Origin of the sequence: Ancylomarina longa (assembly GCF_003996985.1) — a bacterium.
GTDB classification, from domain to species: domain Bacteria; phylum Bacteroidota; class Bacteroidia; order Bacteroidales; family Marinifilaceae; genus Ancylomarina_A; species Ancylomarina_A longa.
Window position 1 is genome coordinate 354,388 of record NZ_RJJX01000001.1, and the last position, 14,578, is coordinate 368,965.

Annotated in this window: 11 protein-coding genes; 5 read left to right on the forward strand and 6 right to left on the reverse strand. The window is 34.5% G+C overall.

Translation table 11 applies throughout. The features are described 5' to 3' along the window. Positions 1-11: 11 nt before the first annotated feature. From DLK05_RS01395 to folP, 4 genes are all read right to left on the reverse strand, one after another. Positions 12-2,468 (reverse strand): response regulator, encoded by a 2,457-nt coding sequence (locus DLK05_RS01395; protein ID WP_127342183.1) that lies wholly within the window; start codon positions 2,466-2,468, stop codon positions 12-14. Positions 2,469-2,684: 216 nt separating this feature from the next. Next, positions 2,685-3,533 carry a TIGR01777 family oxidoreductase gene (locus tag DLK05_RS01400; protein WP_127342184.1) on the reverse strand — a complete coding sequence of 283 codons (849 nt, stop codon included), beginning with the start codon at positions 3,531-3,533 and terminating at the stop codon, positions 2,685-2,687. 10 nt (positions 3,534-3,543) lie between these two features. Next, positions 3,544-4,335, reverse strand: a complete 792-nt coding sequence (gene cdaA / locus DLK05_RS01405; RefSeq protein WP_127342185.1) for a diadenylate cyclase CdaA — start codon at positions 4,333-4,335, stop codon at positions 3,544-3,546. A gap of 56 nt (positions 4,336-4,391) precedes the next feature. After that, positions 4,392-5,261, reverse strand: coding sequence for a dihydropteroate synthase (folP, locus tag DLK05_RS01410; protein WP_127342186.1), 870 nt, complete (start codon positions 5,259-5,261; stop codon positions 4,392-4,394). Positions 5,262-5,496: 235 nt separating this feature from the next. Here folP and DLK05_RS01415 point away from each other — a divergent pair, with 235 nt between their 5' ends. From DLK05_RS01415 to DLK05_RS01435, 5 genes are all read left to right on the forward strand, one after another. Next, positions 5,497-6,042: a DUF1599 domain-containing protein gene (locus DLK05_RS01415; protein ID WP_127342187.1), complete on the forward strand. Its 546-nt coding sequence runs from the start codon at positions 5,497-5,499 to the stop codon at positions 6,040-6,042. An 8-nt stretch (positions 6,043-6,050) separates the two neighbouring features. Beyond that, a complete protein-coding gene (locus tag DLK05_RS01420) occupies positions 6,051-7,304 on the forward strand; it encodes a BT_3928 family protein (protein ID WP_127342188.1) in 1,254 nt (417 codons plus the stop codon). After that, positions 7,301-8,056 (forward strand): triose-phosphate isomerase, encoded by a 756-nt coding sequence (tpiA, locus tag DLK05_RS01425; RefSeq protein WP_127342189.1) that lies wholly within the window; start codon positions 7,301-7,303, stop codon positions 8,054-8,056. The genes DLK05_RS01420 and tpiA overlap by 4 nt, the downstream gene beginning before the upstream one ends. A 199-nt stretch (positions 8,057-8,255) precedes the next feature. Continuing rightward, entirely contained in the window at positions 8,256-9,092 is an 837-nt protein-coding gene (prmA, locus tag DLK05_RS01430; protein ID WP_127342190.1) for a 50S ribosomal protein L11 methyltransferase, read from the forward strand. A gap of 128 nt (positions 9,093-9,220) precedes the next feature. Beyond that, the gene (locus DLK05_RS01435; protein WP_127342191.1) at positions 9,221-13,684 is read left to right on the forward strand and encodes a hypothetical protein; all 4,464 of its coding nucleotides are present in this window, start codon (positions 9,221-9,223) and stop codon (positions 13,682-13,684) included. A gap of 351 nt (positions 13,685-14,035) precedes the next feature. On the opposite strand, the gene DLK05_RS17395 is transcribed toward DLK05_RS01435, so the two are convergent. Beyond that, the gene (locus tag DLK05_RS17395) at positions 14,036-14,179 is read right to left on the reverse strand and encodes a hypothetical protein (RefSeq protein WP_209319644.1); all 144 of its coding nucleotides are present in this window, start codon (positions 14,177-14,179) and stop codon (positions 14,036-14,038) included. 39 nt (positions 14,180-14,218) lie between these two features. After that, positions 14,219-14,416 carry a YwbE family protein gene (locus tag DLK05_RS01440; RefSeq protein ID WP_127342192.1) on the reverse strand — a complete coding sequence of 66 codons (198 nt, stop codon included), beginning with the start codon at positions 14,414-14,416 and terminating at the stop codon, positions 14,219-14,221. Between the last annotated feature and the right edge of the window lie 162 nt (positions 14,417-14,578).

A 14,578-nucleotide genomic window follows, 5' to 3' on the forward strand; every position in this document is an offset into this window, starting at 1 on the left:
GTTTTTTGAGGTTATTTTGAAATAATACTCAGATTCTTTTTTCTCTCCTTTTTCTCAAATGGCAATATTAGTTTCATCTCGGTAAATTCATTTTTCGTACTGTGAACAGCAATTTCACCATTCATCTTTTGAATAATATCCTTACTTACGTACAATCCTAAACCCGAAGCAATTCCGGTTTGTTTAGTAGTAAAAAAAGGTTCAAAAATATAATTCAAATTTTCAGGATCAATACCTCTCCCATTGTCTTTAATAGCGATTACAAGCCGATCATGGTCAATTTCTGTTGAAATATGTATATTTTCATCAAATTCTTTATGTCCTTCTTGTCTTAATCTCTGGCCAATTGATTCAAATGAGTTATTAAGAATATCTACAATTACCTTCTGTAATTTATATTTATTTCCACATACATATAGGCTTTCCGGATTTACCTCAAGTTTAATATCAATATCGCTGTTCTTATATTGCTTTTTAACCATTTCAACAGCGTCCATAATGGTGTTATTCACATCAATAGAACCACTTTCTTTTATGTTTTGTGATGAATTAAATATTCCTATTTGAGATAAATATTTTTTAATCCGATCAATATCTTGAAATACTCTTGAGCATTTATCACGAAGATACTCCTCATCAATCTTATTCATGGATAAACGTAACAAGATATTATCCATTATCATCGATATTCCAGTAAGTGGTTGATTAATTTCATGAACAACAGAACCTGCCATTTTCCCCAATGATTCTAACTCGGACTTATTTGATAGTAACTGCCGTTGAAATTCGTTGACCTCTAATTCTTTTTCAATTTTTTCTTTAAGTTTAAGATTACTTTCCTCAAATTGTTTTTCTTTTTCTTTCAAATTCGTGATTATTTTCTGGTATTCCATTGAATTTTTGTTATCTGATATTTCAATCAAAATACCACGAATTCCTTTTTTAAATTCTTTTGATGTTACATGAGCAGCAAGAACAACCTTTTTTAGATTTCCTTTATTTGTTGCAACAGTAAATTGTTCAAAAATAAATTCCCGGTTTTGAGTAGAGTGCTCCAGTACCTTCAATATCCTTTCCTGATCATCTGATTCAAAAAACTTAATAAATTCACATCCCACGGATTTATTTGCTGCTTCACACTCAAAAAAATCACATGCAAAACCATTCAAATAATAAATACAATAATTTGTATCCAATTCAAAATACACTTTATCATGATATGATTCTTTATCCAAATTAAAACTACTTATAAAAGTTGCTTCCATCATCTTATGAAGAGAAATATCACATGTTAATCCATACAAATTTATAATATCATTAATGTCATCGTATTCGCAATAAACAACCTCTTTGAAGTGTTTTATGCTTTTATTTGCACATATTATTCTATGTTGAATTTCCAATTTCCTATTCTTTTTAGGAATATTAGATAAAATACGATTTATCACCTGTTGATCCTCAGGATGTGTTTTCATCCGAATCAATTCTAAATCGTGCTCCGAGTCACCTTTCTCCAACTCATACAAACGATAAAATTCATCAGATCCTCTTAATATCTTAGAATAGGAATCCCACTCCCAACTACCAATTTTCGCAGAACGTTCTGTTTTTTCAAGCAGTTTTTCCTTCCTAATCATTGATTCTTTAAGTATCCTTTTATCAGAAATATCTCTACCTACAACTAAATAATGCAATCCATCAAATTCCATATCCTTAAATACAGACCATTCCAACCACTTTAGATCTGATCTGTAATTCCTAATTGAAAACTCGAATTCAGATGTTCTCTCATTCCCGTTCATCTCTTTTACTTTATCAAGCAACTGGGAATTTAACTCTTCACTTATTTCAGCCAGCGAATTCAGAGACACCCCATCCATAGTAAAGTTGAAAAAATTTGAAAATGCCTTATTTGAAAATTCAATTTTGAGATTCTCATCAAGTTTGAATATTAATTCACGCTGACCTTCAAGAATTGTCCTGTAGTTGGATGCTAAATTACGGAGCCTGTCTTCCAAGACATTTTTTTCATTTAAGGCAGTACTCAGTTTTTCGTTTTTAATTTCTTTAATTCTACGATTTTTATACAAATCAAGAAAAACATTAACCTTACTAATTAGGATAGTTGAATCAAAAGGTTTTATTATAAAGTCAGAACAACCACATTTGTATCCTCTTAACTCACTTTGCCTATCTAAATAAAAAGCTGTAAGAAATATTATAGGAGTAGACGGATTCAGTTTACCTTTTCTGATTTTTTCAGCAAGCAGAAAACCATCCATTTGTGGCATCTGGATATCGAGAATAATAAGAGCATATTCCTTACTTTCAACTCTTTGCAGTGCTTTAACTGGTGATTGAATTAGCTCCAAATTAACATCCATATTTCCCAACAAGGCACGAAGTAGTTCCAGGTTTTCCTCTCTATCATCCACAATCAGTAATTCGGGAGTAAAATCTAATCCCATAAGCGGTTTTTTTAATTTTAATTAATTGATAAGAGAAAATTTCAAGAATTCTTGTATTTCTCTATTTTTCACTTTGTTTAATCAAAATTAAAACTAATGCGTGTAAATGTCAATGAATTTATGATTAATGACTATTAAAACTACTTGAGGTGATCTAAAAACTAGGTTAACTATCCGAAAATGGTTATTTCAGAATATGACAATTTCAGCTTACAATTAACCATAAATGCTATTTATTGTTACATTTCTAAACTTATATCCTTCTGATTTAAGGCGTTTAGAGACAACTTTTTGACCATTTAACAGAGCATCAGCGCCACCTAAAAATATCAAGTGCAATAAATAGGATGGAACCGTAAAAATGGCTGGCATTTTAAAATGTAATTTTAATATTTGAGTGAAATCAATATTGGAAATTATTTCAGGAGCAACTAAATTGTAAATACCTACAGATCGATCATTTTGAATAACATGCAGATAAGCGCATAGTAAGTCATTAATATGAATAAATGGAAATGCTTGCTGTCCATTGCCTATTTTTCCTCCCATCCCAAATTTGAAAACTGGTGAAATTCTTCTTAATATTCCTCCATCAGGACTTAATACCAACCCAAGTCTGAATATTACTGTACGTACACCTATTGCTTGAATTGGATTGGTTGCATTTTCCCACTCCTGACAGAGTTGACTTAAAAAATCATTGCCATAGTTTTTACTAAAATCATCATGCAACTGTAGAGAATTATAAATGCCAACGGCAGATGTTGAAATAAACAATTTTGGTTTTTTATGCATTAAGATTATTGCCTTTGCCAAGGTTTGAGTAGTCAGAACTCTACTATCACGTAGTACTTTCATTCGCTTTTTGGTCCAACGCGAGACAATTGGAGCTCCAGAAAGATGAATAATGACCTCACAATCTTCTAGGAATAGGGCTAAATCCTTTGGATCACTATAAAGTAATTTCCTTGTTATTGCAATAATTTCAGCCTGTAGTATTTTGTCTAAATAGGATCTCAAATGAGAACCGACAAAACCGTTGCTACCTGAAATACCAATTTTCATTTTTCAAGGCTTAATGAATAAATCCCGCAAAATCCCCTTCTAAAAAGCTCCTGAGTTCCGGAATAGAGATTCTAACTTTAATCTTACCACCCATTACATAGGATATATTTCCTGTCTCTTCAGAAACAGTAATAACGTGAGAATCTGTCGCCTGACTCATTCCTATGGCAGCTCGATGTCGTAAACCAAGACTTCCCGGAATATTAGTATTATCAGAAACAGGAAGAATACATCGTGCGGCTAATAAACGATTATTTGCTAAAATAACAGCACCATCATGCAAAGGAGCATTTTTAAAGAAAATAGATTCCAGAAGACTTGTAGATACTCTTGCTTTCACGATTTGTCCCGTTTCTGCATAGCTTTGCAAATCCGAGTTTTTTGCAATAACGATTAATGCACCGGTTTTTGATTTTGCCATGTGTTCACAAGCACCTAAAATGGCAACAATCTCTTTCTCTCTAATTCCTCTATCTTCAAAAGCAAACCAATTCTCCAAGGTAAACTTTTGATTAATATTATATTTAGACCCAAGTAACAGCAAAAATTTTCTTATTTCCTGCTGAAATACAATAATTAATGCAATTACACCAACACCAATAAACTGACCCAAAATACTAGATAATAGCTCCATATTTAAAGCTCTTACTAATAGCCACATCAAATAAAACAGGAATAATCCAACAAAAATATTAATCGCCACAGTCCCTCTTATCAGCATATAAACCTGATAAAGTAATAATGCAACCAATAAAATATCGATAATATCAAAAAGCCCCAGAGTGATAAATGCAAGAATCATTTTTTCTTTAAATTCAGTATGTTAACAAAATTACAATTTTATCGGATATTTCCGTCTCAAAAAGATTTGATCTTTGTATAGAGCCTAACGCAATCAACAGCTTCCCTTACATCATGAACTCTCAAAAGGCTAGCACCGCTATCCAAAGCAAACATGTTTAAAGCAGTAGTACCATTTAAACTGGTTGTTGGATCTCCTCCCAGAAATTTATATATCATTGATTTTCTGGAAACACCAACAAGCAAGGGACATTTCAACTTAGTAAAAATCTTTAATTTGCTTATAATTTCATAATTGTGATCTAAGGTTTTTCCAAAACCAAAGCCTGGGTCAATGATTACATCTTTCGCCCCAAACTCCTTCAAAAGTTTAATGCGTTGCTGAAAGAAATCCAATATTTCCTTTATTATATCATGGTAAATTGGGTTATCCTGCATGTCTTGAGGCATTCCTTGAATATGCATCAAGATATAAGGAACCTGTAATTTTCCAATTACTTGAAACATCTCTTTATCCATTGTACCACCAGAAATATCATTAATAACACAAGCACCAAATTCCTCAACAATTCTCTTGGCAATTTCAGCCCGAAAAGTATCTATGGATAATATGGTGTTGGGAAACTCCCTTCGAATACTTTTCACTGCCGGTTGCATCCTTTTATATTCCTCCTCGGTGCTAACCTGCTTGGCTCCTGGTCTTGTAGAATAAGCTCCCAGATCAATAATTGATGCTCCTTCTGTTATTATTTGCTCAGCTCGTTTTAAAATACTTTTTTCATTCCGATAATTTCCTCCATCAAAAAAAGAATCAGGAGTAAGATTCAAAATCCCCATTACAACAGGATTCTGGAAATTTATGCAGTGATTTCCACACTTAATGAAAAGATCATCGCGCTTAAAACAATTAGTTTTATAATTTTGCATAAAGGTTATTTTTAATCAAACAACGTAGCAAAAGTAAAATAAAATACTGTGGCTGCGGCTAATTTTGTACTTTTACGGGGAAAATTTCAAGAATGAATAAATTCTTACAAATGTGATGGGGTTTGCTTTTGAATATTACTATCAGAAACAGACTCTTTCGATTTGATTAAAGCATTTATTTAAACAATTAGCAAACCAACAGCATCTATCCATCAAGCTAATATTACATAATAATATGAATAAAACAGACCAACAATACAACTCAATTATTAAGATCTGCACAAATATCTTCACAAAAAAAATGCACGATTATGGAACAGCATGGCGGATTCTACGCCCAAGTTCAATAACCGATCAGATTTATATCAAAGCTCAACGAATCAGAAGTATCCAGACAAAAGGAATCAGCAAAATTGAAGATGACATTCGTTCTGAATTTATTGGTATCGTAAATTATGCAATCATGGGAATAGTGCAACTCGAATTAGGCACTTCGGAGCAAGAATTAGCTAGCGAGAAAGCGCTTGAATTGTATCAAAAATATTTTCTTCAGGCTAAATCATTGATGGAAGCGAAAAATCATGATTACGATGAAGCATGGCGAAGCATGAGGATTAGTTCGTACACCGATTTAATTTTAATGAAGATTAATCGTACCAAACAAATAGAAGACTTGCAAGGAAAAACCTTGATATCAGAGGGTATTGATGCCAACTATTTTGATATGATCAACTATGCAGTATTCGGCTTAATCAAAATAGAATTCGAGAACGCTAAATAAAAAATCTAATGAAAATAGTAAGGTTCGTATGTCGAATACTGGTAGGATTGGTTTTTACTTTCAGTGGTTTTGTGAAAGCTGTAGATCCTTTGGGATCTACTTATAAATTCTCCGATTATTTTTATGCTTTCGGTATGGATGCATTCGTGAGTGTGGCTTTTCCACTTGCTATATTCTTATCAACTCTGGAATTTGTATTAGGATTAAGCTTACTTTTTAATGCTCGTAAGCAAATTGCCTATAGCTTAGCCTTACTTTTCATGCTTTTCTTTACACCTCTGACTCTAATTCTGGCTATTTCGAATCCTGTTACCGACTGTGGATGTTTTGGTGATGCCCTCGTAATTACAAATTGGCAAACCTTCGGTAAAAACATTGTTATTCTCGTTTTCAGCTTAATTTTATTTTTGGGTAGAAAAAAAGAAGATACCACTTATCCAATCTGGCAGCAAAACCTATTGGTGCTTTTCTCCATCTTATCTGTTCTTTGGATTTCCATATTTTCCTATCGTCATCTGCCTATTATAGACTTCAGACCCTATCATATTGGTGCAAATATTAGTGAAAGCATGGTAATCCCCGAAGGTGCTCCAGCAGATCAATATCGCAGCATCTTTAAGTATCAGAAAAATGGAAAAGTGAAGGAATTTGACGAAACCAACTATCCTTGGCAGGACAGTACCTGGACTTTTGTTGATGCCACTCAAATTAAAATTAAAGACGGTTATACTCCTCTAATTCATGATTTTTCAATTTCTAATGAGCAACAGGGAGACATTACTGACCAAATACTACATGACAATTCATACACTTTTATTCTTATTGCAAAAGATCTTTCCAAAATCAAGAAAGATGTCCTTCCAAAGATTGAGGCCCTATCCTTATTTGCAATGGAAAAAAATATCCCCTTCCTGGCATTAACTGCCTCTGGAAGTGCCGAAATAGAATCTTTTAAAGAAAAAAATAATATATCCTTTGAATTTTATAACACAGATGAGATTCAGCTAAAAACAATTATCCGTTCCAATCCGGGATTGATTTTAATAAAGCAAGGAACTATTTTAAACAAGTGGCATTATAATGATTTACCTAAGCCTAAAAACTTAAATGGGGATCTTTTAGCCTATTCCATCACACAACATCAAAAATTAAATATCAAACTAATTATTATTAGTATTACATCGACTCTGCTTCTTATAATCAGCTTATTTATTTTGCTGATGAATAGGAAAGCAGTAGCGAAAAACAGATTACAATTATGAGAAGAAAAATTGTTGCAGGAAACTGGAAGATGAACAATACCTTAGAGGAAGGTGTTGTACTAGCAAAAGAAATCAATGAGTTAGTTGAGAAAACTGATATCAAAGATGTTAATGTAATTATTGGAACTCCCTTTATCCATTTAACTGAAGTTAATAAAGTAGTTGGAGATAAAGTTGCTGTTGCAGCCCAAAACTGTGCAGATCAAACAAGTGGTGCTTACACTGGTGAAATTTCAGCTCCAATGATTCAATCAACCGGAAGCAAATATGTAATTCTTGGTCACTCTGAGAGAAGATCGTACTATGGTGAAACCAATGAGATATTGGTTAAAAAAGTGAATCTTACTTTAGAGAATAATTTATTACCTATTTTCTGTATTGGAGAGGTTTTAGAAGAGCGACAAGCTGAAAAGCATTTTGACGTTGTAAAAAGTCAAATTGCAGAAGGATTATTTCACTTATCTGCAGATGATTTTGGCAAAATAGTTTTGGCTTATGAACCAGTTTGGGCTATTGGTACCGGAGTAACTGCTTCCTCTGCTCAAGCTCAGGAAATGCATGCTTTTATTCGTAAAACTTTAGTAGAGCAATATGGCGAAGAAGTTGCGAACAACACTTCCATTCTTTATGGTGGTAGCTGCAAACCTTCCAATGCCAAAGAATTGTTTGCAAATGCAGATGTAGATGGTGGACTAATTGGTGGTGCATCACTAAAAGCTGAAGACTTCATGGGAATTATTACTGCTTTTTAATAACCCTTGAAATATAAAACAAAAGCCGATGCCTGAGTATCGGCTTTTGTTTTCGTTTACTTCGAACCAAGCTTGGTTTTACCAATGAGTTGGTAGCAAATGAATGTAGATTTAGATTATTAAGACTTATCAGTTATTTTTTTGTGCCTCCTAAGCAAATATCCAATAACTTACGCATTATAATAAAACAAATAACACCATGGATTACATCGAGCTAAAATGCAATATACAACCATCTTCGGATGAAATTGCAGAAATCTTAATTGCAGAGCTAAGCGAACTAGAATTCGAAAGTTTCACACAAAACGAGAATGTCGTTGATGCCTATATACAAGCTCCATTGTTCGACATGGAAAAGGTCAATCAAATTACTGTCAATTCAATCCCCAACTATTCCATTGAGTATTCTTCTCAAATTATTGAATCTCAAGATTGGAATGCCTTATGGGAATCGAATTTTCAAGCTGTAATTATTTCCGATCAGGTTGTGATCAGGGCTTCTTTTCATACCGACGTTCCTAAGGTTCCCTATGATATAGTGATAGATCCCAAGATGTCGTTCGGTACCGGACACCATTCTACAACCTCACTAATGGTTCAAAGTATCCTGGAAACAGAATTGACTGATAAAACCGTTTTGGATATGGGCTGTGGAACCAGTGTACTGGCAATATTGGCTTCCAAACGAAATGCAGCTAAGATTGATGCCATTGACATCGACGAATGGCCTTACAATAATTCTCTGGAGAATATCAAAAACAATCATGCCAATAATGTTTCCGTGTTTCTGGGTGATGCATCTTTATTACAAGGAAAGAACTATGATGTGATATTCGCCAATATCAATCGGAATATTTTACTCAATGATATGAAACACTATGTAGCATGTCTAAACCAGAAGGGACAATTAATCATGAGTGGATTCTATACCGAAGATTTGCCTTTTATACAGAAGGAAGCTGAAAGAAATAATTTGAGGTATATCTCTCACAAGACAGATCAGAACTGGGTTGCTGTGAGATTCGAAAAAAAGTAAGATCAGAACATTGCCGGTTATCATTTTACAAGAACCATGTGAACGAACCGGCACTTTACTTCCCCTATATCGATCAAAATGGTTAAATTGCCTTAACTAATTTTTTCGCGACCCGAAATTTTAATACCATGAAGCACTCCTCTCTCCTTTTTTTTGGGATTTTTCTATTCACAATTTCCCTTTATGCGCAGACTCCAAAAACTTTTTCTCACGATTCATTGAAGTTTCAGGAAGAATTGCTCCAATTCATGGATCATCCTACGAAAAAAAAAGAAAGTAAATCCTTTGCTCAACAATTCCCGGAATTTTGGTTTTCTGCTAGTATTTCTCCAGAAGAACGTCAAAAAATCTATAAAATTTGTGATCTCTTTCTTTCGAAAAAAGCAAGATCCTTTCCCGATTTCTATAATTATTTTAGAACGCTGTTTTTATTTCAGAAACAGAACCTTCCTCAGACAGATTTCGAGAACTGGGAAAAAGGATTACTCCAGCAAATGGGAAATAAAAAAAATAAATTAAGCAGTATCACTGATTTTTTGGTTCAAACACAACACTTGTTTCGAGATAGTATCCTCAATGCATCCTATTCCAATAGATGGTCCATAAAAAATGCTGATTTCTCCTATCAATTCGAGAATAAACTGAGTATTGTATTCAATAATGCAGACCTATCCTGTATTTCGCAACGCGATACTTCCCGTATTTATAAAACCAGTGGAACATATTATCCATTCGAAAAACTTTGGATTGGGAAAAAAGGAAAAATAACCTGGGAACGTGCGGGAAAAGATCCTGCCACAGAATATGCCACATTCAATTCCTACCATATTAATATCAAGCAATCAAGTTACAAAATAGATACCGTTCAGTATCTTAATAAAGACTTATTCCCCGGTGTAATTCTTGGGAGTCTATCCGAAAAAATCAATCCTGTAAGAAATCCTCGAAAAGCCATCTATCCTAAGTTTGAATCTTTTGATAAAGCGATTCAAATAGATAGTTTATTTAAACATGTAAATTACAAAGGAGGAATTGCAATAAACGGAGCCAAATTTATTGGAAAAGGGAGTTCTGACTCTCCAGCTGAAATTCATATTTCAAGAAATGACACCCTGTTTCTTATAGCCAAATCTCAATATTTTGCGTTTCAGCCAGAAAGAATTGTAGGACAAAACACACAAATAAAAATTCTAATAGATACTTGCCTTATTTATCATCCCGGTTTGTTATTTAAGTATTTTCCTCAGAGAGAAGAACTCAATCTTATTCGTGATGGAGAAGGAATTTCTGCAAGTCCTTACTTCGACAACTATCACAATATCATTATGGATTTTGGAATGTTGATCTGGAAATTAGGCGAAAATATGATGCACTTTGGAAGCATGAAAGGGGCAACCAAACGACAGGCCAGATTCGAATCCATGAATTTCTTCAGTATGCGAAGATACATGCGTATTCAGGGCATGGATCAACAAAACCCTTTGGTTTTACTCCGCAAATTCGCAGACTATATGTATGTAGATACTTTCACCGCCAGCGAATATGCCAATTACATTAAAAAGCCTATCAACCAAATCCGCCAACAGCTTCTCTCCCTCTCCTTTCAGGGTTTTGTGAGCTACAACACAAATACCGATGAGGTGACCTTACAGAAAAGACTTACCGACTATATTCAATCGGGAATGGGAAGACAGGATTACGATGTGATTCGATTCACCACACAAACAAAGGACAAAGAATCGGATGCCATTTATTTTATTGGAAGTTCCAACCTTCAGATTAATGGAGTTCGGAGAATCGCAGTAAGTGATTCTCAAAATGTGGTAATCTATCCCAAATACAGGAAAATATTACTTAAGAAAAACCTGGATTTTCAGTTCGACGGTAAAATTACAGCCGGATTGCTGGATATGTATGGCAAGGATTTTAGTTTCTCCTATCAAAACTTTAAAATTGACTTGAACCGAATTGATTCTCTTCAAATTAATTTTGTGATCGATTCGCTTAGCAATTACGGCAAACGTTACACAACTCAATTAGGTAGTGTATTGGAAAAAATTACCGGTGATCTATTAATTGATGACCCGAATAACAAATCAGGACACCAAAAATTTCCGGAATATCCCATCTTTAATAGCACAGACTCCAGCTATGTCTTTTACGATGATCGAAGTATCCAAAATGGAGTTTATAAGGCCGATAAATTCTATTTTAAAGTAGATCCATACACCATTAAAAACATCAACAAGTTTGATAAGGAAGACATAGAGCTAAGTGGAACCTTTGTCTCCGATAGTATATTCCCGATTTTCGACGAAGTATTGAAAATACAAAAAGACAATTCTCTCGGCTTTGCCCATCTCACACCGCAAAATGGATTCCCGACTTATCGTAAAGGCGTATTCACCGATACTATTCATTTGTCTAATCAAGGGTTGCGAGGCAATGGAACCTTAAACTACCTTAGCTCTGTAACGCAATCAAAAGATTTTATTTTCAGACCGAATGATATGCGAACCAATGCACAAAGCTTTGTGCTTAAGGAACAGGAAACGCTCATGAATAATCCGGAAGTAAACGGAGAACACATCTATATTGAATGGTTTCCCTACCACGACGAGATGTATGTGAAGAGTTCGGCTCTGCCACTTGACATGTACCGTAAACTTGCTACTTTGGCCGGAACACTAAAAATTACTCCGGAAGGAATTACAGGTGAAGGTAATATGGAGTTGGTAAATGCTGAGTTAAACTCTAAATATTTCACCTACAACAAAAAAAATATACTAGCAGATTCCGCAAACTTTAAATTAAAAAATACAGAAGCCGAAGGATATACATTCGAATCCGAATCAGTAAATACCAATATCGATTTTGTTTCCCGTAGTGGTAAATTTGAAAGTACTACACCTAAAAACCTTAGTATTTTTCCCGCAGACCAATATCTTGCCAGGATCCAAAATTTTAAATGGTATATGGATCAGCAAAGTATTGATTTTGGAAATCGTGATGAAAGTATACTCGCACAACTGTGGGAACAAAATCAAATCGAAAGTCTGGATTCCTCTTCTTTGAATCAATTTATCTCTATCGATCCAAAACAAGATTCCCTCGCCTTTGCTACTCCAATCGGTCACTTTAATGCTCTGGATCAAACCATACAGGCAAAATTTGTGAAGCGAATGAATATTGCCGATGCAGAAATCTATCCGGATAAAGGGGATTTAAGCATAGAAAAAGGTGGATCGCTACAAACCTTGAGAAATGCCAAATTGATTGCCGATACCATTCATCATTATCATACAATTACCGATGCAACACTAAATGTTCATGGTAAAAACTCCTATTCGGGTTCGGGTAATTACACCTACATAGATAATAGCAAAACGGAGCAGAATATATTATTTGATGTGATTGATGTGGATTCCTTAGGACAGACCATTGCACTAGGTGATTTACCGGAAGAAAGATCCTTTAGTTTGAGTCCCGATTTCGATTATAAAGGGAAAATAAGACTCGAAGCCAGAGATTCTGCTTTGTATTTTGATGGTCAGACCAGAATTCACAATAAGTGCGATAAGATTAAAGACAATTGGTTGGATTTTGCTGCGAAAATCAATCCTATGGATATTCTAATTCCTGTAAAAACCTACGCTACCGACGATGACAGATTAAAACTCTACAATTCGTTTTTCCTAACCAACGATTCCATACATATTTATTCCTCCTTCCTGTCGCATAGAATTTTCTATACCGATAATGTACTGCTCGATGCCGAAGGATTCCTTACTTACAACAAGAATTTACAGGCTTATCAAATCGCTTCGCGTGAGAAATTAAAAGATGAAAATGCTTTTGGGAACATCCTCTCCTTTTACCAAAATAATTGCAATATGAAGGGGGAAGGTGCTATAAGTCTCGGTGCTGAACTAGGACAAATGAAACAAGTGGCTGCTGGTAATATCGATCACGATTTGTCGAGCGATATTGTAACCCTTGACCTTATTTATGGTTTGGATTTCTTCTTTTCGGATGCATGTACTAAAATCATGGAAAATGCATTTCAACAAGCCAATCTGCGCCATAGCAAACTGAATAAGCAGGTTTATACCAGAAAACTTACTGCATTAATGGGACGTGAGAAAGCAGTGCAAGCAATGAGTGAAATGGATGCAAACGGTATTTTTAAGAACTTGCCAAAAGAATTGCAACACAGCATTTATTTTAATAATCTCGACTTTATCTGGGATAAGGAAAGTAAGGCTTATCAATCGATTGGCGAAATTGGAATCGGAAGCATCAACGATATACAAATTAATAAATCGGTAAAGGGAAAAGTGGAGTTGGATAAAAAAAGAAGTGGCAACAGAATTACGATCTATCTGGAAATTGATAAATCTACCTGGTTCTTTTTCGAGTACTTTCATGGAGTGATGTTCGCACGATCTTCGGATGAGGAATTCAATAATATACTTCATGAAATGAAAGAAGATAAACGAAAATTTAAAGATCCGCTGAAGAAAAATCCATATTCCTATATTCTTTCGCCACGATCGGCTAAAACTAAATTCTTAAGACGATTTAATTTATAAGAAAATCAAGAAAGTATTGTATGACACCCATTAAACACTTAATACTACAACACTAAGCTTAACGATAATTTTTTAATCCAAAATCCAAAACTTTTAGCTTATATCGTGGTTCGAAGTACGGCTAAGTGTGCCTTTTTTAGCAACAAGTGTGGTTCGAACCACGATATAGCCCAAAACTTTTGAGGGCAAGCGTGTATCGATACTCGATTTAGGTGCTTCAAACCACCACCAAGCGTGCTTTTATTAGTGTGAGGCGTACTTCGATCCTCGCTTTATCCTAAAAGATGTGTACAATTTGTATTTACAAGCTGGGGGTATCGTGTTTGGAAACACACTTAAGGCATAATTACTTTAATTTCTACTGTTTGTTCCTGCTCTATATACAGGTAATTGGTACGCTACACTCGCAATGGCAGCTTTGATGGAACGGATATCAACAGAAACAGCCACAAGAAATAACTCCTGTAGCTGTAAATTATCACTAAAAAACCCCATAGAAAAAAGCCTTTCGCTACATTCTGTGAGGTCTTAAATTTATTCTATAATTTCTTGTACTCTTCCCACTTGACCATCCTCTAATCGTACTTTAATGCCGTGTGGATGAGAAAAGGAATTGGTCAGCAGATCTTTCACAATACCTTCGGTTAATTTGCCACTACGCTGATCGGCTTTCAATACTATTTTCACCCTCAATCCAGGCTTGATATTCTCGCGCTTGTTTCCGTCTTTCATCTGATTTCGATTTATGGTTATTACCCCATGTTCAAAGGTAGTGCTTTTGAGAGATTATTGCAGGAATGATGCGACAAATTGAATTTAATAGATAATTTCGCACTTTCACAAAGCTTATTGTGATAAAAGTATCAATCACTTAATCCTTTTGAAAATCGAAAA